The organism is Streptomyces sp. AK02-01A (genome assembly GCF_033795305.1).
Lineage (GTDB): Bacteria > Actinomycetota > Actinomycetes > Streptomycetales > Streptomycetaceae > Streptomyces.
In genome coordinates this window covers 67,020-89,173 of sequence record NZ_JARBAE010000026.1, presented here as the reverse complement: position 1 = coordinate 89,173, position 22,154 = coordinate 67,020, and the positions used below count along the sequence as shown (strand labels likewise).

General features: G+C 69.1%; 18 protein-coding genes. 12 read left to right on the top strand and 6 right to left on the bottom strand.

Features of this window, described 5'->3' with window-relative positions:
• Positions 1 to 23: 23 nt before the first annotated feature.
• From PV679_RS23050 to PV679_RS23015, 8 genes are all read left to right on the top strand, one after another.
• Positions 24 to 3,353 (top strand): LamG-like jellyroll fold domain-containing protein, encoded by a 3,330-nt coding sequence (locus PV679_RS23050; RefSeq protein ID WP_319682260.1) that lies wholly within the window; start codon positions 24 to 26, stop codon positions 3,351 to 3,353.
• A 310-nt stretch (positions 3,354 to 3,663) separates the two neighbouring features.
• Positions 3,664 to 4,749 (top strand): ABC transporter substrate-binding protein, encoded by a 1,086-nt coding sequence (locus PV679_RS23045; protein WP_319682259.1) that lies wholly within the window; start codon positions 3,664 to 3,666, stop codon positions 4,747 to 4,749.
• A gap of 98 nt (positions 4,750 to 4,847) precedes the next feature.
• Positions 4,848 to 6,458, top strand: a complete 1,611-nt coding sequence (locus PV679_RS23040; RefSeq protein WP_319682258.1) for a sugar ABC transporter ATP-binding protein — start codon at positions 4,848 to 4,850, stop codon at positions 6,456 to 6,458.
• Positions 6,455 to 7,426, top strand: a complete 972-nt coding sequence (locus PV679_RS23035; RefSeq protein ID WP_319682257.1) for an ABC transporter permease — start codon at positions 6,455 to 6,457, stop codon at positions 7,424 to 7,426. The genes PV679_RS23040 and PV679_RS23035 overlap by 4 nt, the downstream gene beginning before the upstream one ends.
• On the top strand, positions 7,423 to 8,481 hold the full coding sequence (locus tag PV679_RS23030) for an ABC transporter permease (protein ID WP_319682256.1): 1,059 nt from the start codon (positions 7,423 to 7,425) through the stop codon (positions 8,479 to 8,481). The genes PV679_RS23035 and PV679_RS23030 overlap by 4 nt, the downstream gene beginning before the upstream one ends.
• A 58-nt stretch (positions 8,482 to 8,539) precedes the next feature.
• Positions 8,540 to 9,562: a LacI family DNA-binding transcriptional regulator gene (locus tag PV679_RS23025; protein WP_319682255.1), complete on the top strand. Its 1,023-nt coding sequence runs from the start codon at positions 8,540 to 8,542 to the stop codon at positions 9,560 to 9,562.
• Between the two features lie 136 nt (positions 9,563 to 9,698).
• Positions 9,699 to 10,400 (top strand): 2-phosphosulfolactate phosphatase, encoded by a 702-nt coding sequence (locus tag PV679_RS23020; protein ID WP_319682254.1) that lies wholly within the window; start codon positions 9,699 to 9,701, stop codon positions 10,398 to 10,400.
• A gap of 6 nt (positions 10,401 to 10,406) precedes the next feature.
• The gene (locus tag PV679_RS23015) at positions 10,407 to 10,724 is read left to right on the top strand and encodes an alpha/beta hydrolase (protein ID WP_416069776.1); all 318 of its coding nucleotides are present in this window, start codon (positions 10,407 to 10,409) and stop codon (positions 10,722 to 10,724) included.
• Positions 10,725 to 10,928: 204 nt separating this feature from the next.
• On the opposite strand, the gene PV679_RS23010 is transcribed toward PV679_RS23015, so the two are convergent.
• Positions 10,929 to 13,142, bottom strand: a complete 2,214-nt coding sequence (locus PV679_RS23010; RefSeq protein WP_319682253.1) for a M56 family metallopeptidase — start codon at positions 13,140 to 13,142, stop codon at positions 10,929 to 10,931.
• Positions 13,143 to 13,186: 44 nt separating this feature from the next.
• Entirely contained in the window at positions 13,187 to 13,741 is a 555-nt protein-coding gene (locus tag PV679_RS23005; protein ID WP_319682252.1) for a hypothetical protein, read from the bottom strand.
• A 302-nt stretch (positions 13,742 to 14,043) separates the two neighbouring features.
• Here PV679_RS23005 and PV679_RS23000 point away from each other — a divergent pair, with 302 nt between their 5' ends.
• Together PV679_RS23000 and PV679_RS22995 are read left to right on the top strand one after the other, a co-directional pair.
• Positions 14,044 to 14,640, top strand: a complete 597-nt coding sequence (locus PV679_RS23000; protein WP_319682251.1) for a dihydrofolate reductase family protein — start codon at positions 14,044 to 14,046, stop codon at positions 14,638 to 14,640.
• Positions 14,641 to 14,797: 157 nt separating this feature from the next.
• The gene (locus PV679_RS22995) at positions 14,798 to 15,844 is read left to right on the top strand and encodes an endonuclease/exonuclease/phosphatase family protein (RefSeq protein WP_416069778.1); all 1,047 of its coding nucleotides are present in this window, start codon (positions 14,798 to 14,800) and stop codon (positions 15,842 to 15,844) included.
• On the opposite strand, the gene PV679_RS22990 is transcribed toward PV679_RS22995, so the two are convergent.
• Positions 15,787 to 17,082: an MFS transporter gene (locus PV679_RS22990; RefSeq protein ID WP_319682250.1), complete on the bottom strand. Its 1,296-nt coding sequence runs from the start codon at positions 17,080 to 17,082 to the stop codon at positions 15,787 to 15,789. The genes PV679_RS22995 and PV679_RS22990 overlap by 58 nt on opposite strands.
• A gap of 7 nt (positions 17,083 to 17,089) precedes the next feature.
• A complete protein-coding gene (locus PV679_RS22985) occupies positions 17,090 to 18,052 on the bottom strand; it encodes a DMT family transporter (protein WP_319682249.1) in 963 nt (320 codons plus the stop codon).
• Positions 18,053 to 18,190: 138 nt separating this feature from the next.
• On the opposite strand from PV679_RS22985, the gene PV679_RS22980 reads away from it, so the two are divergent.
• Entirely contained in the window at positions 18,191 to 19,099 is a 909-nt protein-coding gene (locus PV679_RS22980) for a LysR family transcriptional regulator (protein ID WP_319682248.1), read from the top strand.
• 76 nt (positions 19,100 to 19,175) lie between these two features.
• On the opposite strand, the gene PV679_RS22975 is transcribed toward PV679_RS22980, so the two are convergent.
• Both PV679_RS22975 and PV679_RS22970 read right to left on the bottom strand, forming a co-directional pair.
• Positions 19,176 to 19,658 (bottom strand): pyridoxamine 5'-phosphate oxidase family protein, encoded by a 483-nt coding sequence (locus PV679_RS22975; protein WP_319682247.1) that lies wholly within the window; start codon positions 19,656 to 19,658, stop codon positions 19,176 to 19,178.
• Between the two features lie 18 nt (positions 19,659 to 19,676).
• Positions 19,677 to 21,095: an MFS transporter gene (locus PV679_RS22970; protein WP_319682246.1), complete on the bottom strand. Its 1,419-nt coding sequence runs from the start codon at positions 21,093 to 21,095 to the stop codon at positions 19,677 to 19,679.
• Between the two features lie 121 nt (positions 21,096 to 21,216).
• Here PV679_RS22970 and PV679_RS22965 point away from each other — a divergent pair, with 121 nt between their 5' ends.
• Positions 21,217 to 22,152, top strand: coding sequence for a LysR family transcriptional regulator (locus tag PV679_RS22965; RefSeq protein WP_319682245.1), 936 nt, complete (start codon positions 21,217 to 21,219; stop codon positions 22,150 to 22,152).
• Positions 22,153 to 22,154 lie beyond the last annotated feature (2 nt).

The window sequence follows — 22,154 nt, the reverse complement described above, 5'->3', positions numbered from 1 at the left end:
GCGCTGTGGCTCAATGTTCGGTTATGTGCGGGGCCTCACAGGGACGGGGCACCGCGGTATCCGACAAGGACGACGCCTTGCATCGACAACCGTTAAGCCCCCGGGGCCTGTTCAGAGCTCTGGCCTGTGCCGCCGCGCTGCTGCTTCCCGTCGGGGCCACACTGGTTCCGGCCGCTGCCGCTCCTTCCCGTACCGCCTCCGTCAGCTCGTCCACCGCGCATGATCCGGCACCCGATGCGCACGGGCTGAAGGGCGAGTACTTCAGCATGTCCGCACCGGGCGCCCGGGACTTCGCCGAGCTCGGCGGAGTCGCACTCGAACCCGATATCAACTTCCCTGCTCTGACCGGCACGTTCGAGTCCATGACCGGCAGGACCGAGCACACGACGGCCCGTTGGACCGGCTTTGTCGAGGCGCCGGAAACAGCGGAGTACACCTTCACCGCGAGCGGTGACAACGGCTTCCGGCTGTACATAGACGGCGAGACGGTCATCGATCACTGGATACCGGACTGGGACAATGAGCAGACCAGCGGGCCGGTCGCGCTGCGGGCCGGGGAGGAGCACGAATTCCGGCTGGAGATGTTCCAGGACACCGGCGGCGCCAATATGTTCCTGCGCTGGTCGAGCCCGAAGCTCACGAAGCAGATCGTGCCTGCGGAGGCGTTCACTCCGCCGGCGGACTTCGAGGTGTATCCGGTCGCGCTGAGCGTCACCGAGGACGGGCTGAAGGTCCGGGCCGCGTTCCAGGACACCGTCGCGAACCTCGGTGGTGTCAAGGACCACCTGGCGATCGAGGCCGACACCACGCCGATGCCGGTCACCTCGGTCGCCAGGGCGTCCGACGACCCGAAGTCCCTGGTCGTCACACTGGCGGCCCCGGTGCAGAAGAACCAGCGGGTCCGCGTCGCGTACGACGGGAAAGGCGGCCTCCGGGCGGGCGGTGAGACGGTCCCGGAGATCAGCCGTACGGCCACGAACCGTTCCACGCACCGGCTGACCACGCCATGGGGCGACAGGCTCGACCGCGACCGTCCGCTGCCCGAGTACCCGCGGCCGCAGCAGGTGCGCAAGGAGTGGAAGAACCTCAACGGCCCCTGGGAGTTCGCCGCCGCGGCCGAGGGCGAGCGGCCCGTCTTCGGCGCGAAACTCGGCGAGCGGATCACCGTGCCGTTTCCCGTGGAGTCCCAGCTGTCGGGGCTGGAACGCCACGAGGACCACATGTTCTACCGCAAGCTCGTCACGGTCCCCGGGAACTGGTCCGTGGGCAAGGGACACGACGGCGGCCGGCGGCTGAAACTCAACTTCGGTGCCGTCGACTACCAGGCCCGGGTCTGGGTCAACGGAGTGCGGGTCGCCGACCATACCGGTGGATACACCGGATTCGGCGCCGACATCACGGACGCGCTGCGCGGCAGCGGCCCGCAGGAGATCGTCGTCGCGGTCACCGACGTCACCGGCCCGGACCAGCCGAAGGGCAAACAGTCCCGAAACCCCGGCGGCATCGTCTACACCGAGTCCTCCGGCATCTGGCAGACCGTGTGGCTGGAGCCGGTCGCTCCGGTGTCGATCGACACACTCACGACCACTCCCGACATCGGTGCGCACGCACTCGCGCTGACCGTCAACTCCACCACCGCGTCGCCCGGTGCCCGTATCAAGGCCGTGGCCCGTGACAAGAGCGGTGACATCGTCGGGACCGTCAGCGGCCCGGCCAACCGCGAGCTGAGTCTGCCGGTCAGGAACCAGCGGCTGTGGACTCCTGACACGCCGTACCTCTACGACCTCGATGTGACGCTGACGGACGGCCGGTCCACCGACACGGTCGGCAGCTATTTCGGTATGCGCTCCCTCGGGATCGAAAAGGTCGGCGGCTATCAGAAGCTCGTACTGAACGGAAAACCGTTCTTCTCCCTCGCCATGCTCGACCAGGGCTTCTGGCCCGACGGCCTGTACACGCAGCCCAGTGACGCGGCGCTCGCCTTCGACCTGAAGGCGCAGAAGGACCTCGGCTTCAACGCGGTGCGCAAACACATCAAGGTGGAGTCGCCTCGCTGGTACTACCACGCGGACCGGCTCGGCCTGTTGGTGTGGCAGGACTTCGTCTCCAGTGACATCACCGACGAGCGGGGCCGGCAGGCCTTCCTCTCCCAGGGCCAGGAGGCGATGAGGCAACTCCACAACGCGCCCTCGATCGGCGGCTGGATCGTCTTCAACGAGGGCTGGGGCGAATGGGACAGGGCCGAGACCGGGCGGATCGCCGAGTCGGTCAAGGCCGCCGACCCCTCCCGTGTCGTCAACGCGCACAGCGGTGTCAACTGCTGCTCGTCGAAGGGTGACTCGGGGAAGGGCGAGATCATCGACCACCACGACTACCTCAACAACGACGCGCCCTTCCCGGACGACCTCCGGGCCGCGATGGACGGCGAGCACGGCGGATTCACACTTCGTACGCCCGGGCACATGTGGCCGGGTGCGCCCGCCGCGATCTACAGCGGGGTCGCCGACAAGGCCGCTCTCACGGCCACGTACGTCGACAACACGCGTACGTACTATCTCGCCGCCGCTGCCGCCGAACTGTCCGGCTCGGTCTACACCCAGGTCACCGACCTGGAGAATGAGCTGAACGGACTGTGGACCTACGACCGCCGGGAGATCAAGGTCGACGCGCGCGCGGTGCGGCGGATCAACCAGCAGGTCATCGCGGCCGGCGCCGCCGCCGGTGAGCGTGACGCGCTGCGCGGCGGTGGCGACTGGGCGCTCGACGAGGGCAAGGGCACCACAGCACGCGACAGCGGCCCCAACCACAGCGATCTCACTCTCACCGAGGGCACGGCCTGGACGCCTGGAGTCCGGGGCTCCGCGCTGAAGTTCAACGGTCAGGGACAGTACGCCGAGACCCGGGGCCCGGTCGTCGACACCACGAAGGACTACACGGTGTCGGCCTGGGTCTCCCTCGACGAACTCCCGGGCAACTACGCGACGGCGGTGAGCCAGGACGGCCGTCGCGTCGAGAATCCGTTCTATCTCCAGTACGGGCAGGGCGCGTTCGCCTTCAGCACCCCGGGCGGCCACCGGGCCCGTCTGGAGACGATTCCGGAGCGGGGCCAGTGGTACCACCTCGTCGGAGTCCGCGAGGCGGACCGGCTGACGCTGTATGTCGACGGTGAGCTCGCGGCCACCGCCGACGCGGGCCCGGCCGATGTCAGTACCGGACCGCTCTCGGTCGGCCGTGCCCAGTACGACCGGCAGAAGGGCGACTACTGGAACGGCGCGGTCGACCAGGTGCGCGTGTACGACAAGGCGCTCACCGCCGGAGAGGTGACCGCGCTGTACGACGGCGGCAAGCCGTAGGTGTGAACCGGCCCCGGCGGCGCGGACGAGGGTCCGTGCCGCCGGGAACGACCTCGTCGCACGGTCGCCGGCACATTTTGGAAACGCGTTTACCGCTCTCTTGCCGCCCGTGTCACACCGCATATATAACGTTGTAAACCGAGTCGCGGACAGACCGCGCAGGCTCTCACGACCGTGGTTTCACGCAGTTCGAAGCGGGTCTGTGAGGAATGCGGCGACGCCGGCCGCCGACCCGGCCGGCACGTCGTTCCGCCATGCCCCGACGCACGCCGGACGGCGTGCGGTCATCCCGTCAAGGAGCGTCCCGAGCATGATGACCCAGCGCCGATCCCGTACCTTCGCCGTGGCCTGCCTCCTCGCCGCCACCGCCACGCTGGCCGCCTCCGGCTGTGCCAAGTCGGAGACCACCGGCGGCGACAGCGGCGACAGCGGTCAGGAAGCCCAGGCCGCCAAGACTCCTGACGCTGCCTCAGGTCCCGGCTGCTCGCTCCAGACATACGGCGCGCCCGCGCTGGACCTCAAGGACGCGGTGGTCGGCTTCTCCCAGTCGGAGAAGGAGGCCAACCCCTTCCGTATCGCCGAGACCCAGTCCATCAAGGACGAGGCCGCCAGGGTCGGCGTCAGGAAACTGCTCACCACCAACGCGCAGTCACAGCTCTCCAAGCAGATCAGCGACATCCAGGACATGCTCGCGCAGGGCGCGCAGTTCCTGATCGTCGCGCCGCTCAACTCGGACGGTCTGGAGCCCGCGTTCAAGGCCGCCGCCGCCAAGAAGGTGCCCGTCCTCACGATCGACCGCAAGGTCAACTCCACCGCCTGCGAGGACTATGTGGCCTTCCTCGGCTCCGATTTCGTGGAGCAGGGCAGGCGCGCGGCCGACGCGATGATCAAGGCGACCGACGGCAAGGGCAAGGTCGCCATCCTTCTCGGCGCCTCGGGCAACAACGTCACCACCGATCGCACCAAGGGTTTTGTCGACCAGATCGCGGCCAAGGCTCCCGGGCTGGAGATCGTCGCCCAGCAGACCGGGGAGTTCGCCCGCGACAAGGGCCAGCAGGTGATGGAGCAGCTCATCCAGTCCAAGCCCGACATCACCGCCGTCTACGCCGAGAACGACGAGATGGGCCTCGGCGCCGTCACCGCGCTGAAGGCGGCCGGGAAGAAGCCCGGCAAGGATGTGAAGATCGTCTCCGTCGACGGCACCCGTAACGCGGTCCAGGCACTCGTCAACGGCGAGTACAACGCCGTCATCGAGTCCAACCCGCGCTTCGGCCCGCTGGCCTTCGCCACCGCCCAGAAGTTCTACGCCGGCGAGAAGATCCCGGAGAACGTCATCATCAGCGACCGCGCGTACGACGACTCCAACGCCAAGGCATCGCTCGGTGGAGCCTACTGACCCACGCGCCCGGCTCCTTCACCGCCGTCGTGCCGCACCACCGTGTCACGGCGGCTGCCGGCCCCACCCCTCTGGAACAGCGGAAGGCCAGACGACCCATGGCACCACCCGAAGCGGAACCTCAGGAACGGCGGCCGGACGCGCCCGCCGGGACCGGCACGGTGCTCGAAGCGCGCTCGGTCAGCAAACGGTTCCCGGGCGTCCGCGCGCTCGACGACGTCTCCTTCTTCCTGCGCGCCGGCGAGACCCATGCCCTCGTCGGAGAGAACGGCGCCGGCAAGTCCACTCTCATCAAGGTGCTCACCGGCGTATACCGGCCCGACGGCGGCGAACTGCGCATGGCGGGCGAGCCGGTGAGGTTCGCCCGTCCCGCCGAGGCACAACGGGCCGGCATCTCCACCGTCTACCAGGAGGTGAACCTCGTCCCGCTGATGAGCGTGGCGCGCAACATCTTCCTCGGCCGCGAACCGAGGAACCGGCTGGGTCTGATCGACTTCCCTCGGATGAACCGTGAGGCGGTCGGACTGCTCGACGGTTTCGGCGTACGCGTCGACCCTCGAAGTCCTCTGCACCGGCTCGGACTCGGCACCCAGCAGATGGTCGCGCTCGCCCGGGCCGTCTCGGTCGACGCGCGTGTCGTGGTCATGGACGAACCCACCTCCTCACTGGAACCCCGCGAGGTGGAGACCCTCTTCCGCGTGATCGGACAGCTACGCGGCCGAGGCATAGCGGTGCTCTATGTCAGCCATCGCATGGACGAGCTCTACCGGATCTGTGACCGGGTCACCGTGCTCCGCGACGGCCGCCACATCCACACCGGCGACCTCGCCGGGATCGACAGGATGCGGCTGGTCTCGATGATGCTCGGCCGGGACCTGTCCGAGGTCCGGCGCACCGGTCTGACCAGCTTCGCGGCCGAGGGACACGACGCCGCCCGCACTCCTGTCCTCACCGCCACCGGCCTGGCCAGCCGCCACCGGCTCCACGACATCTCGCTGTCGCTGTACGCGGGAGAGGTACTCGGCCTCGGCGGGCTTCTGGGCTCCGGCCGCAGCGAGACGGCGAAGGCACTCGCGGGCGCCCTCGACCTGGACGCCGGAGAACTCACCGTCGGCGGACGGCGGCTGCGCCGGCTCACCTCGGCCGGCGCCGTCCGCGCGGGCATCAGCCTGCTGCCCGAGGACCGCAAGGCCGAAGGCATCGTCCCGGGCCTCTCCGTACGCGAGAACATCGTGCTGGCCGCACTGCCCCGTCTCTCCCGCGCCGGAGTCGTCTCCCGCTCCCGGCAGGACCGCGTCGTCGACATCTTCATGAAACGCCTGCGGATCAAGGCGTCCAGCCCGGAACAGAAGGTCGGCGAACTCTCCGGCGGCAACCAGCAGAAGGTGCTGCTCGCGCGCTGGCTCTGTCTGGAACCCAAGGTGCTCCTGCTGGACGAACCCACCCGCGGCATCGACGTCGGCGCCAAGGCCGAGGTGCAGCGCCTCATCGACGATCTCGCCCGTGAGGGCCTCGCCGTGCTGCTCATCTCCTCCGACATCGAGGAACTCGTCGAGGGCGCCGACCGGATCCTCGTACTGCGCGGCGGCGCCCTGGCGGGCGAGCTGGTGGGCGACGAGGTGGGCGAGGACCGGCTCCTCGAAGTGCTCGCCGACCAACCGCCGACGACCGAGGAGCGGACACCGGACGCTCAGGAGGACCCGCGATGACCCAGGCCACCATGTCCGCGCCGGCGAGCGCGTTCGCGCGGCTGCGCGATCCCTCCTGGTACCAGGAGTACGGCGTGTACGTGGCCGTGGCGGCGCTGCTGCTCTTCAACGCGCTGTTCACCGACCACTTCATGACCGCCGACAACCTGCGCACCCAGCTCGTCCAGGTCGCTCCCGTCGTCATCGTGGCCCTCGGCATGGCCCTGGTCATCGGCACCGAGGGCGTCGATCTTTCCGTCGGCTCGACCATGGCGCTCGCCACCGCGCTCCTGCCGCTCTATCTCGGCTACGGGCTGATACCCGCGCTCGCCGTCGCGCTGCTCGCGGGCGCGGTCGTCGGAGCGGTCAACGGCGCGCTGGTCTCGGTGATCGGGCTGCAACCCATCGTCGCCACCCTCGCGTTGTTCGTCGGCGGCCGGGGCCTGGCCCTCGTCGTGGCCGACGGCCGGCTCAAACAGATCGTCAACCCCGATGTGCTGGCGCTCGGCACCGGCTCCTTCCTCGGCGTCCCTCTGGTCGTCCTGATCGCCGGCGTGCTCGCCGTCGCCGTCGCCCTGCTGGTGCGGCGCACCACATTCGGCCGCCAGATCGTCGCGGTCGGGGGCAACCGGTCCGCCGCCGCGCTGGCCGGACTGCCCGTCCGCCGTGTCCTGACAGGTGTGTATGTGCTCTGCGGTGTGCTGGCGGCGCTCGCCGGCATCCTCGCCACCGCCCGGCTCACCGCGAGCGATCCCTCCTCGCTCGGCACCCTGATGGAGCTCTCCGCCATCACCGCGGTCGTGGTCGGCGGCACTCCGCTCAACGGTGGCTCCGTGCGCGTGCTCGGCACCGTCGCCGGAGCGCTGCTGATGCAACTGCTCCGGGCCACTCTCGTCAAGCACGACCTGCCCGACTCCACCGCACAGATCGCCCAGGCGGCCATCATCGTCGCCGCCGTCTACGTCGCCCGGGAGCGTCGGTCCCGATGAACGAAACCACACCCGTCCGCACGGACGGGACGCGAGTGTCCGGCCCGGAACCCGCCGCGGCCGGAAGCACCACACCACGCCCGACGGCCGGCTCCGCGCCGGCCCGCGTACGCCTCGCCGGACTCGTCCAGCGCCAGGGCGTCCTCGCCGTGCTGCTGGCCGTCGTGCTCATCGCCTCGTACGTCTATCCGACCTTCGCCACCCTCGACAACGCGCGCGGCGTGACCGTACAGGCGTCCTTCCTGGCCGTGGTCGCTCTCGGAATGACCCTGGTCATCATCAGCGGTGGCATCGACCTGTCCGTCGGGTCCGTATTCGCGCTCGGTGGTGTGCTCGCCGCCTGGGCCTCGCAGTGGGGACTGCTGCCCGCGTTGCTGGTGCCTCTCGTGGTGTGCGGTGGCATCGGCCTGATCAACGGACTCCTCGTCGCACGCGCCGGAATGGCGCCGTTCATCGTCACTCTCGCCACGCTGCTCGCCGCGCGCGGGCTGCTGCTCGCCGTCACCGACGAGGGCGCGACCACCTATCTGGTGCCCAAGGACTCCGCCTTCGCCGCACTCGGTCAGGGCAGCGTGGGCGGCTTCGGCCATCCCGTCCTGATCGCGCTGGCGCTGTTCGGCGCCGGCGGCCTGCTGCTCCAGCGCACCTCGTTCGGACAGACCCTGTTCGCCGTCGGCGGCAGCGACGACGCCGCCACGCTGATGGGCCTGCCCGTCGCCCGTACCAAGATCCTCGTCTACACCCTGAGCGGGCTGCTGGCCGGACTGGCCGGAGCGCTCAGCGCGGCGCGGCTCTCCTCCGGCGTGACCATCGTCGGCGTAGGGATGGAGCTCGACGCGATCTCGGCCGTCGTCATCGGCGGCACACTGCTCATCGGCGGTGCCGGTACGGTGAGCGGCACCCTCTGGGGCGTTCTGCTGCTGGCCGTCATCCAGAATCTGATCAACCAGATCGGTTCGCTCAACTCCTCCTACCAATCGGTGGTCAGCGGCGGCTTCCTTATTGTCGTCGTTGTGGCGCAGCGCTATCTCGCGCGAGGCCGCGAATCCACCTGATCCGGCCGGGATCCGACCGTGTCATGCCGAACCGAGCCATGTCGAAGCAAGGAGTGCCGTGGGCGTCAGCCTCAAGGACGTTGCGCAGCGGGCGGGCGTGTCCATCAAGACCGTGTCGAACGTGGTGAACAACTACCAGCACGTCACGCCTCAGATGCGGGCCAAGGTGCAGCAGGCCATCGACGAACTCGGCTACCGTCCGAACCTCACCGCCCGCCATCTGCGCAAGGGCCGCACCGGCATTATCGCGTTGGCCGTCCCGGAGTTCGGCAACCCGTACTTCGCCGAGCTCGCGGGCGCGGTCGTCGACGCGGCGGCGCGGCACGACTACACCGTGCTGGTCGATCACACCGCCGGGCTGCGCGAGAAGGAACTCCTGGTGAGCCAGGGCTTCCGGTCCCATGTCATCGACGGACTCATCCTCAGCCCCATCCACCTGGAGACCGAGGACCTGATGGCCCGTACCGAGACGGCGCCGCTGGTACTGCTCGGCGAGCGGGAGTACGAGGCTCCTTACGACCACATCGCGATCGACAATGTCGCGGCGGCCCGCACCGCGGTACGGCATCTCATCGACCGGGGCCACCGCAGGATCGCGTTCCTGGGCTCACGCACCGGCCGCGAACGCCAGCCCGCGCATCTGCGGTTGCGCGGCTGGCGCGAGGAACTGACCGCCGCCGGTGTCACGCCCGAGGAAGCCCTGGTGGTGGTCACCGACGGATACGGGCGTGAGGACGGCGCCGCGGCCATGGCCGCGCTGCTGGACCGCGGCGAACAGCCCGACGCCGTCTTCGCCTACAACGACCTCATCGCCATCGGCGCCATGCGCACACTCACCGAACGCGGACTGCGCGTTCCCGGGGACGTGGCCGTCATCGGATTCGACGACATCGAGGAGTGCCGTTACGGCGCCACCACTCTCACCACGATCGCACCGGACAAACAGGCCATCGCCCGGCTCGCCGTCGACATTCTCGTCGAACGGCTCTCGGGGTCCGCCATGCCCGAGCCGCGGCGGCCCCGGCCCGGATACCGCCTCATCGTCCGTGAATCCACCGCCATTCGGCCTCCGGCCGCGTAAGGCGCGTCGCCGCGCACGCGTCGTCGCGCACCGCTTTCGCGACGCGGGCAGCCGGAGGTGTCGCATTCCGGGACCGATGATGTGATGCGTATCACTGCCTGGGCGCTTCGGGTCGGACGTGCGCGATCATGACCGGATGGACGCTCGTTTCCTTGGCACCGCTGAGCTGGTCGAAGCGCCGTCCGTGGCCGTCGTGGTCGACGTGATGCGTGCTTTCACCGTGGCTGCCTGGGCCTTCGCCCAGGGCGCGGAAAAGATCGTTCTTGCTGAGTCGCTGGACGAAGCCCTGGCGCTCAAGACTTCCCATCCGGATTGGGTGGCGCTCAAAGACGGTCCGCTTGCGCCCGGGTTCGACACCGTCAACTCGCCGGGCCTGCTGCGCTCCATTGACCTTGGCGGACGGACCGTTGTCCAGAAGACCACGGCAGGCACGGTCGGCGCCCTCGCGGTCAAGGAGGCGTCGCTGGTGCTGTGCGCCGGCTTCGTGGTGGCGGAGGCAACGGCCCGGCTCTTGCGGACACGCGAGTGTGACCGTGTCACGTTCGTGGTCACTGGCGACGATGGGCACGCCGATGAAGACCTGGCGTGCGCTCACTACATCGCTCGGAGAGCCACCGAGGCCCGGACGGACGCCGCTGACTACCTCCGCCGCGCTGCCGCGTCGCGCGCCGCCGCCGAGCTGGCGGAGGGTGTGCGTCAGGGAGTCCATCCTGATGACGTCGCACTCTGTCTTGAGCTCGACCGGTTCTCCTTCGCCATGGCGGCGGCCTTGGAAGACTCGCTCATGGTGCTGCGTCCGTGCGCCGTGCCTTCGCCGAGCGACGAGGCTTCGATCTGATCGCTGGTGAGGTCCGACCGGGCCGAGCGTTCCGAGGGCCCCCGCGCGAACCAGGGATGGGTGCTGCGCAGCGTCGACCTGCTCGCCCAGTACGACTCGTACGCGATGATCCGGCTCATCTCGCCCCGTCCCCTGCTGATGATCGCCGGTTCGGAGGCGGAGAGCGCCTACTTCAGCCGGGAAGCGATCGAGAAGGCGGCCGAGCCCAAGGAACTCGTCGTCATCGACGGCGCCACCCATATCGACCTGTACGACAAGGACGAATACGTCACCCCCGCCGTCGCTCAGCTCACCGAGTTCTTCGGCAAGCACCTGGCCGGCTGACCGCCTGCCGTGCCTCAGGGCTGTCCCGTAATCCCTGGCGGGCACGCGACGACAGCTATGGCGCCTCGCCGCGTTGTCGGAACGCCCGGATACATTCCGTATGCGAGCGCCCCTCGCCGTGCGATCCACCGCATCCAACGCCGCGCGCTGATCCACCTGGAATTACAGGACAGCCCTCAGCGCACGATCCGACATGGATGTTCCTCACGCCCCACGCCGCCGCCCGAACATCCGCCGGCCGCGCTTGCGCGGGTCCCGGGCCAGGGCGATACGCAGCAGGACCACCACCGTGGCCGCGAACAGGCCCCAGGACTGGGTCAACAGCACGATCCGCCACTCGCTGGCCTCCGGCACGAACCGGCAGTACTCGGAGGCGGCGAATCCCCAGTGCACACAGCCGAAATGGTCCCGGCTGACGATCAGCGTGAGGTGCAGTACGGCGCCGGTGACCGCTGCCGCCAGGACGGCGTGCAGCAGACGCAGCTCACGGGCCGCCGCCCGGGTCCGGCGTTCCACCACCAGCGCCACCACCACCTGCACCAGGCCGGCCAGTGTCAGTCCCTGCGTAAAGCTGGTCGGCAGCAGGATCTCCGGCGCGAACAGCGCGCTCAGCAGGTGCGCCGACCAGCAGAAGACGGCGCCGACGCCGGAGATCCACAGCGCGGTACGCAAGGCGACGCCGGGGCCCGGTTCCGGAGGTGGTGGCCGCCAGTCGCCGGGCGCCTCGCCGATGACGAAACGATGTGGGGGCCGCACAGCCGTACGGCGGGCCACAACGCCGCCAAGCATCGGGATCAGCGCCGTACCCACCAGCAGACCGATCATCACCAGCGGTGGCACCAGGACGACCGGCTGAAGCACGGCTCCGATGAAGAACCGCGTGACAGCGGAGTACTGACGGAATCGGTCGCTCGCTCCGAGTGCCTCGGACCAGGAGCCCAGTTGCAGCAGATAGCTGAGCCAGACGCTGAGCAGCACAACGAGGGCACCGACCGTGCCCAGGATCACCGCCCGGGGATGCTTCCCGGAGACGACGACGGGCGCCCAGGCGCGGGCGGTGCCGGCGGTCCACCGTACGGCGAGATAGCCACCGCCCATCAGCACCAGCCAGGAGAAGTACATCGTGGACAGCGGGATCTCGACGGCCGAGCCGAGTGACGCCGCGTACGACTCGGAGCCGATGGTCCCGAGCACCAGCCCGGACCCGAGCCATCTGCCGACGGAGTCGGCGTGCTCCCATGGCCGGCCGGTCAGACAGGCGGCCAATTCGGCGCGCCAGATCCCGAGGGCCAGGCCGACGCCGAGGACAAGCGCGAGGGGCAGCAGCGCCAGCGGGCCGTAGCGGTCGGTCCCGGAGATGTCGGCGACCAGATCGGTGACCGGCTCGTACGAGAAGGTGGCGGCCACGCCGAGCGCGAAGGCGATGCGGGGAGTGAACGTGAAGAGCAGACCAGGGTCGGCCAGGGCTCGCAGTCGCGTCCCGGACGTGGGATGGGTGCGCAGAATGTCCGGCGTCTGCGTCGATGTGGTGCCGTCCTCGGCGGCGCTGTCGGTGGCGGCGCCGGAGAGGACGGAGGTCAGTCCCGCCGCGCCGTCGGACGTCAGCGCGGCCCGCGCGTCGGCGTGCAGTTCACGGCTGCGCAGCACGGACTTCCGGGCGAGCGGTATGAGCACACCGAGCAGTGTCAACTGGCAGGCGGACAGCAGATAGAAGGAGAGCGGGCCCGAGAGGGACGGGGTCAGCAGCGGGGTGAGCGGCATCCCGATTACGCCGGGAACGAGCAGTCCCAGCAGGAACACCCGCCAGGCGGAGTCGGTGAGGAAGGCGATGTCGACATCGCGGTTGCGCAGATGAGCCAGCTCGTGGAGGACGATCGCGCGGTAGGCCGTCGGATCCTCGTCGTGGAGTTGGAGCAGCCCGCGGCTGAGCATCACATAGCGTCTGCCGCGCCGGCCGAAGGCGAGCCCGGTCACGGCCGGATCCAGCAGGTTCACCAGATAGCGGACCGGTTCCCTGACGCCTGCGGCGGTACGCAACTCCGCGAGTTCGCGGGCCTGTCCGGGCAGTCGGTCGACCGGGAACGGGCGCAGTCGGCGACGGCGGATCCGCAGGGAGGGCTGGAGCCAGTACAGCACCAGTACGGCGGCCCAGAACAGCAGCAGCGACGCCAGGCCGACCATGGTGGAGCCGAGTGGCGAGGGGCCCCCGCAGATCTCGCGCCAGTCCTCGGACGGCGGGGTGGGGCGGCCGGCGTCCATGTCCGCGATAAGGCGGAAGACACAGGAGCGGTAGGCCATCGGATCGATGTCGTCGAGGCCGATGACGAGCCAGCCGGTATAGGCCGAGCCCACGGTTGTGGCGGCCCCGGACATGGCGACGACGAGCAGACCGAAACGCAGCGTTGTCCCGGACGCCACGGCGAATGGATTCGGCCGGACGGCCGGGGCAGTTGAGTCGGCTGTCACTCCGCTGTGGGCTCGGTGCGCGGCGTGGCGGCGGTGCCCGGGCTGGTGATCAGCCCGCCGATGATGGCGTCCGCGAGAAGTTCGGCCCGCTCCTCCGGCAGGCCGAGGGCCTTCGCGCGTACGACGGCGATCCCGCGCAGCCGCAGCAGTTCTTCGGGCGGCAGCGCGGGCAGCGCGGTCGGCGGGCCGCTCGCGGCGGTGCCGCCGGGCCGCACGGGCGCAATCGGCAGCGGGTCGGGTTCGGGACCTGACCGGCGGCGCCGGAACCACCGTGTGATCCACGGCCGCATCCGCTCTCCGGCCGCGTCGACCGCCTGGACGGACAGTTGCTTTACCACTTCGACCGATGCCGCCAGAGCCACGGTGGTGATCAGTACACCGATGGTCTCGACACCCATGCCCAGCGGCTCCGCGCGGACAGGCGCCTGACGTGCCGCGTGCGGCACGGTGAAGAAATCGGCGGTTGTCTCCTCGAAGAGATTCAGTTCGCCCGGAGCCAACTCCGCGACGGCGTTCCGGGCAAGGCGGACCGACAGTTCATCCCCGTTCATGCGACGAGCGTCACAGGGGGACTCGATGGCGTCAACATCATCTGACGGAGGGCCTGTTGGCCGAACGTATCGATACGAGGGCAGGCCGTCGGCCGGACGCACCGGATGCCGGCGGCTCGCTCCTCGACAGCGGTGGACACGCACCGGGCCGGCCGCGCCGCTCGACACCTATGGCCGTGGTCGGAGAGACGGGCGACCATGTGTTCTACATCACCACCGCGGGATCGAGTGGCGCGATGATTTTGAGGCGGCGCGGCGGTCTCCTTCACCGTGACTTCCCAACGAGGAACAGGAGCGATTCCATGCGCATGGTGATCAGTGAGTTCATGAGCCTGGACGGCGTGGTGCAGGCGCCGGGCGGACCAGAAGAGGACACCGACGGTGGGTTTGCCCACGGCGGCTGGTCGCATCCGTTCTTCGACCCGGAGGTGGTGGGCGGTGCTTTCGACGACGCGCTGACCAAGGCCGGTGCGCTGCTGTTCGGGCGCCGCACCTGGCAGTCGATGGCCGCGGCGTGGCCCGAGCGGGCCGGTGACCCGTTCGCCGACCGGATGAACGCCATCCCGAAGTACGTCGTGTCCGAGACGCTGGACGACGCCGAGCTGACCTGGCAGAACACCACGCGCCTCCCCGGTGACAAGGCCGTCGCCCGCATCCGGGAACTGCGCGGGACCGACGGCGGCGACCTGCTGGTCATGGGCAGCCCCACGCTCGTACGCGCTCTCCTGCGCGAGGGCCTGGTCGACGAGCTCCGGCTCATGATCATGCCGGTGCTTCTCGGCGGCGGTAAGCGGATCTTCCTCGACGACGGTGTGTTGCGCACGCTGGAGCTGGTCTCCAGCGTCACCAGCGGCACGGGTGTGCATGTCTGCACCTACCGGCCGGTCGCCGAGGCGTAGGCCGGGTCCGTATGCCGGGCCCGACCGTGGTCGCCGTGCGATTCCGGAACCGGATCAGTGATCTTGGCGTCGTCGTATCGTGCGGCTCGTGTTCGTGGCTGTGACACGGCGAGCCGCACTGGGACGTACGCGGACGGTGACAGGCGGAGAGGGCGGCATGGGGACAGGCGTGGTGAGGTCCCGTTCGCGGTTCCTCGGTGAGCGGATGTGGGACCGTGTGCTGGTCCTGCTCTCCGTGCTGGTGGCGTGTCTGCTGGTCTTCCATACCGCTCTGCCGAATGACGTCGGCCGGCTGGGAAGTCTCCTGGAGACATTCCTTCCCTGGCTCGGACTGAGTGTCCCGGTGCTCCTGGGGCTGGCCTTGCCGCGCCGCTCGGTGGTCGTTTGGTGTGCGTCGTTGTTGCCTGTGCTGGCTTGGTTCAGTCTCTTCGGCGGCCTGCTGGTCTCCCGTCCGGGACCGGAATACGACATCACCGTGCTCCAGCACAATGTCAGCGATGAGAACCGGGATCCTTCGGGCACCGCGCGAAAGCTGCTCAAGCCCGGAGCCGAGCTCATCGCCTTGGAGGAATTGACACCGCCCGCTCTGCCGGACTTCGCGGCGGTTCTGGCGCCGGACTATCCCCATCACGCGACCGTGGGAACGGTCGGACTGTGGTCGAAGTTTCCTCTGGTCGATGTGCGACGCGTGGACATCAGACCGGAGGGCATCGAGGAGGGCTGGGACCGTGGAATGAGAGCGACGGCCAGGACTCCACAAGGCGATGTCGCTGTCTATGTCGCTCACCTTCCGTCGGTGCGTATCGGTTTGGCCGAGGGACTCACCTCGGCGAGGCGGGACGAGAGCGCGGCCCTTCTCGGTGCGGCGATAGCCACTGAGCGGCTGGACAGGGTGATTCTGGTCGGGGACCTCAACAGCACCATGGACGACCGCGGTCTGGCTCCGCTCAGCTCCCGGTTGAACGCGCCACGGTCCGGTTTCGCGTTCAGTTGGCCCGCGGGCTTTCCGCTGGCCCGGATCGACCAGATCATGGCGCGGTCGGGCACCGTGCCTCGTGTCTGGTCGCTGCCTGCGACGGGCAGCGATCACCTGCCCATCGCCGCCCGCGTCAGATTCGACAAGACCGCCGACAGCGGCCGCGACTGTCAGAGCGGCGCCGCACCGTGCGCGCGTAGCGGGACTTCCGGCCCGTCCTCCGGGTAAATGCCTTCCTGGGGCAGTTCGCGGCGTGTGCGGACCGGCGAGAGGAAGACGGGCAGGAAAGCCGTCGCCACGACAGCGCCGCCAACCCACAGCGTGGTGTGCACAGTGGTCAGTTGGCCGATCATGCCGGCCACGGCGGAGCCGATGGCGAGTGAGCCGGTGAGCAGGAAGCGGAAGGTGGCGTTCATACGGCCGAGGAGGGAATCGGACGTCATCCGCTGCCGCAGACTGACGCCGAGCACGTTGTCCACGCCCGTCTTGAACATGGCCAGCAGCCAGCCGAATCCCGCCGGCCACAGCCAGGGACCACGGTCGATCAGTGGTATGAGCAATCCGGCGGGCGCCAGGCACAGCCCGGCGAAGCCCAGAGTACGGCCGTAGCCGAGACGTCCGGCGATGGGACGGGCGCAGCGTGCTCCGAGGAGCAGACCGACTCCGCCCATGGCCCAGAACAGACCCAGCGCGCCGGCGGAGAGGCCGAGTTCGCGGACGAACAGCACGGGCAGCATGGTGTTGATGATCTGGTAGCCGAAGTTGGTGAGGGCCGCGGTCAGCGCGAGCGCCCGTAGTTCCCTGTTGCCGAAGACATGGCGCAGTCCCTCTCCGATCCGCGCCGCCAGCCGGGTGGGCCGGCCGGGCAGGGGCGGTGCGGCGGCCGGTGTGCCGCGGATGACACTGAGGCGTAGGGCCGAGGCCAGATAGCTCACGGCTGTGCACGCCACGGCCAGAGGCGCCGTGAGGAGTTGGACGAGTCCGCCGCCCGCTCCTCGTCCGGCCACATTGCCGACGGCTATGAGTGTCATCACCGCGGAGTTGGCCCGCACCAGACCGTCACGGCCGACCAGTTTCGGAAGCACACTCTGCGAGCCGACGTCGAAGAAGACCGTGGCGCAGCCGTTCAGTACGACGACCACGTACAACTGCCAGAGTGTGAGGGTGTCCAGCCACCAGGCCAGTGGGACGGAGGCGAACAACACCGCTCGTGCCAGGTCCGCGGTGATCAGCACACGCGTATGGCGCATCCGGTCCACCCACGCTCCGGCGGGCAGACCGATGAGGAGAAAGGCGATGGTGCTCAGGGTGGCGAGCGCGCCGACCTGGCCAGGGCCCGCGTCGAGAGCGGACACGGCGATGAGCGGGACGGCGACATAGCCGATGTTGGTGCCGAACTGGCTGAGGCTGGTCGCGGTGAACAGGGCGCGGAAGTCGGCGTTCCGCCAAGGCGAGTTGGACTGCATGATCCGTTCATCCGGTGGTTGAGCCGGTGGTCGTTCCGGTGGGTGATGCGGAGGTTGCTTCGCTCGGTGATCCAGTGCTTCGCGGCGACTCGGCGGTGGTGACCTCGGCGGCCGGACCGGGGCCGGGTTTCCGGCCGCGCGTCAGTCCCACGCCGAGGAGCACCACGGCCATCCCCGCGATGATGCGGAGCCCCAGCTCTTCGTCGAGGACGATCGCGCCCAGGGCCACCGAGACCACCGGTAACAGATAGCCGACGGTCGCGGCGGCGGTCGGGCCCTCGTCCGCTATGAGCCGGGAGTTGAGGTGGAAGGTGATGCCCGTACCGCAGATGCCCAGCACTACGACGGCGATCCACGCGGTGAGTGTGGGCGTGGCCGAGGCGCTGGGAGCGGCGGGCAGGACGGACATCGTCAGGCCGGTCGCCATGAGGAGCTGGGCCGCCGAGAGGGCGAGCGGAGCGGTCTCCCGGCCGATGAGATGGCGTGCCATATAGGCGAACGCCACGGCGTAACTGAGGGCTGCCGCGAGGAGCGCCAGCGCGCCCTTGCCGGTCAGGCCGGCCTGGTGCCAGGGAGCGAAGATGAGCAGGACGCCGCCGAAGCCGAGCAGGAGGCCGGTCAGCCGGAGCGGACGGAAGCCGCGCTCCATGCCGAGTCCGACTCCAATGGCGAAGGACCACAGGGGAGTTGTGGCGTTGAGGACTCCGGCGACGCCGGAGTCCACGGTCTGTTCGCCGTAGCTGAACAGAAAGAACGGCAAGGCGTTGCAGAAGAAGGCGGCCACGACGAGATGGCCCCATGTCCTGCGGTCGCGCGGCAGCCGCTGACGGGCGGAGCGCGCCAGGACCAGCAGGACCAGCGCTCCCAGCGCGCACCGGATGACGGTGATGTGGAGGGGCGACAGGCCGCCGTCCAGGGCGATCTTTATCCAGAGGAAGCCCGATCCCCACAGCAGGGCGAGGACGGCCATACGTAGGAGAGTTCCGCGTGAGCCGCTGAGCACTGTCCGCCTCCCGGCAAGTGGTCCAAGTAGTTCTGGTCGTACGGTGCCTTGGCGGCTGCTGTAAGACAAGCGAAAAGATCTGGATGAAGAGTTAAGCTCTTCTACATGCTTGACAGACGGCGCATGCAGTTGCTGCGGGCGGTGGTCACCAGTGGATCGGTCACCGCGGCGGCACGGAATCTCGGCTACACACCCTCGGCGGTCAGCCAGCAGATGGCGGTGCTGGAGAAGGAGGCCGGTATCTCCTTGCTGGAGCGGACCGGCCGAGGCGTGCGGCCGACGGAGGCCGGCCGGCTCCTCACCGATTACGCGGCCGTCATCGACCGGCACTTCGCCGAGGCGGAGGTCGCGCTGGCCGAGCTGCGGGCAGGGCGGACGGGCCGCGTGGTGGTCCGCTACTTCGCCACGGCGGGAGCCACGCTGGTGGCACCCGCCGTGGCCGCGCTCCGTCGCGACCAGCCCGGCGTGCAGGTCGAGCTGAAGCTGAGCGATCCCGAGGACCCGCTGCCCAAAGTGCGGGACCGCCTCGCCGACATCGCGCTGGTGGTCCGGCCCCGGGGACAGCTCTCCGCCGACGGCATTCGGTTTGTGCATCTGCTCGATGACAGGTACTTCGCCGTGCTGCCCGAGGGACATCGGCTCACCGCCAAGCGCGAGCTCGATCTGACCGATCTCGCCGACGAGCCATGGGTCGGCAACGACCAGCCCGGCCCGTGTCTGGACCCTGTTCTCGACGCTTGCGGTGCGGCCGGCTTCAGTCCGAACTTCGTGGTGGAGAGCGGGGATTACGCCACGGCACAAGGGTTTGTCGCCGCCGGGCTCGGCGTCAGTCTGATTCCGGAGATGGGTCTCGGCAGCCGCCACCCCGCCGTGGCCGTGCGCCCGGTCCGCAATCCGGAGCCGGTCAGAACGATCTACGCGGCGATACGGGAGCCGGCGCCGGCCCAGCCCGCGCTGCGCAGACTGCTCGACGCCCTGCGGGACACGACCACCGCTCAGCGTGCCGAGCGCTGACGAGGGCCCGGTCACGGCCGGCGCGCGCGACGGCTCAACACCGTGGCGAACGGGCCGCGTCCCGGGACGGATCGGGTCAGCCGTCGAGATACCAGATGGTGCTGCTCAGGTCAGAGCCCCGTACGAGCTGGATCCGCCAGGGTTCGATACGGATCACGTGGTACTGGGGATCATCAGGGCCGCCGCGCCAGTACTGGACCGGGTCGTAGCCCACTCCCGGCGGACCGCCCTTGATGTACAGATCCCAGACATGCCGTCTGGACTCCTCGTCCTCGGCCCAGGCCGAGACGCTGTCGACGAAAGCGGCATCCTGGCGGGGGCTCCAGTACGCGTACGTGGTGTGCGGATTGCCCGCGAGATGTGCCGTCTTGACGAGGGTCCGGTAGGCGGCGAGCCAGCCGACCGGGCGGCCGTCGACGACTTCCCAGACCGGGAGCAGCACGCGGGCGCGCGGGCGGTTCTTCCCGTCGACGGTGATCATCGTGGCGTACTTGATGCTGCGGACATGGCTGAAGAAAGTGTCTCGGATGTCGGAGAAGTCACTGGCTTTGGCGGTCATGAGGGGCTCCTCGCGCGATCAGTGCGGAGCGGGTGTCTCTGTCCGGTTCGCGACGTCTTCGGACGCGAGTGCCGTGCCCTTCGGAGACCGCGGCCCGAGGACACTGACCAGGAGGGCGAGCAGAGCGGCGGCGAGCGGGACGACCAGGGCGGCGTGGTAACCGTCGAGCAGGGCCGCCGGCGCGTCCGAATCGGTCGCGGCGACATTGACCGCGGTGACGGTGGAGAGACCGAGAGCGGCACCGAACTGGAAGGAGGTGTACAGCAGGCCGCCGGCCAGTCCTTGCTCCCGCTCCTCGACACCTTCCATGGCGACGATGGTGAGAGGTCCATAGGCCAGCGCGAAGGCGAGGCCAAGGGTGATCAGCGCCGGGAACATCGCCGGATATGTCCAGTCGGCCCCGACGGGCAGGAACAGGGCGTACGCGAGCGCGGCCAGCAGCAGTCCGCCGGAAATCACCTTGGCGTTGCCGAACCGGCGCACCAGCCTGGGTGTGAGAGTGGGCGAGAGGATCGCGTCGATGCCGATGACGATCATCGCGAAGCTCGTCTGGACAGTCGACCAGCCGCGCAACTCCCGCAGATACAGCACCACGAGGAACTGGAACCCGAAAAAGCCGGCCGCGAACAGCAGCCCGGCGAGGTTGGCCCGGACCAGTGAAGCGTTGCGGAGGATGCCCAGGCGCACGAGCGGAGAGGACGAGCGCCGCTCGACGGCGACAAAGGCCGCGAGGAGGACCAGGCCCGCCGCGAAGGTGCCGAGTGTCCAGCCGATACCGGTGTGAGAGGCACGTTCGACAGCGAGGACGAGCAGCACGATGGCGCCGGTGATACTGACCGAACCGGCCAGGTCGACGCTCTGTCCGGTCCGGTCCGTCCGCGGCGAGCGCGGCAGGAGCGCGAGCGCGGCGGTCAGGATCACCGAGGACAGGACGACCGGAGCGAAGAACACCCACCGCCAGTCGGCCGCCGCGAGCAGCCCGCCGACGACCAGACCGACCGAGAAGCCGCCCGCGGCGGTACCGGAGTAGACCAGCAGGGCCTTGTCGCGCCGCGGGCCCTCGCCAAAACTCGTCGTGATGATGGAGAGTCCGGCCGGAGTCATGAAGGCGGCGGCGACACCGGTGACGAATCGCGCGACGATCAGCGTCCAGCCGTCGGTGGCGAATCCGCCGAGGCCGGAGAAGAGCAGGAAGACGGTGAGCCAGAGGACGAACATCCGGCGGCGGCCGAAGAGATCGGCGGCCCGTCCTCCCAGCAGCATGAAGCCGCCGTAGCCGAGGACGTACGCGCTCATCACCCACTGCAACTCGCCGGTGGACAAGCCGAGATCGGAGCGGATGGACGGCAGGGCCACATTGAGCATGGCCACGTCGATGCCTTCCAGGAAAATCGCACCGCACAGGACGAACAGCACGCCCCAGTCACGCGCACTCATCTGAATTCCTCGATGGTGTAGGGAAGTTCTTGGCTCGACCACCATCGATCAGGCGCTGGGAGGGAACAACGGCGAAGGCCGCAACGTTCGTTCAGCCAGGCTTACCGATCTGGGGACATCCGTGGAACGCGTTGAACTGGAATGTTTTCTCATCCTCGCCGAGGAGTTGCATTTCGGCCGTACGGCCGATCGGCTGCGTCTGTCGCGGGCCAGGGTGAGCCAGCTCGTCCAGCGTCTGGAACGCCGCGTCGGCGCGCCGCTGTTTGTCCGTACGAGCCGCCGCGTCGCCCTCACCGCTCTCGGCCGACAGCTCCGCGACGACCTCGAACCGCACCACCGCGCGGTCGAGGCCGCAGTGGCACGGGCCGCCGCTGCCGCGCGCGTCATCAACGGAGTACTGCATGTCGGGTTCTCCGGCCCGCCGGCCGGTGAGATCGTGCTGAAGGCCGCGGAGGCGCTGGGCGCCAGCCATCCGGAGCTGGGCGTCGAGATCTGCGAGGTACCGCTCTCGGACCCGTTCGGGCAGCTACGCAATGGCGAGTTCGACGTCCAGCTCTCGGAACTCCCGGTGTGTGAGAAGGATCTGGGCGAGGGACCGACTCTGCTCATGGAGGAGCGCGTACTGGTGATTTCCACCGCGCACCCGCTCTCCGCCGGAGAGATGGTGTCGCTCGAAGACCTGGCCGGTGTGCCGCTGCTGACCATCGCCGGTGAGGTCCCGGACTACCGGCTGGAGCGCCAGGTGCCGACACACACGCCCAGCGGCAGACCGATCGGCCGCGGCCCGGCCGTCACCAATCTGCAGGAGGCACTCATGCTCGTCGCCGGCGGCAAGGGAGCACTGCTGTCGGCCGCGCACACCGCCACGTACTACACCCGGCCCGGCGTCTCGTACCTGCCGTTCGAGGACGCCGATCCCATCGGGTACGGCCTGGTGTGGCGGGCCGGAGACGACAACGGCGCCGTCCGGGTCTTCGCGCGCACCGCGCTTGAGGTGGTGCGGGACGCCACAGCGAGTGATCGCCGAGGTCCGGTGCCGGAACCCGGCGGCGTCTGAGG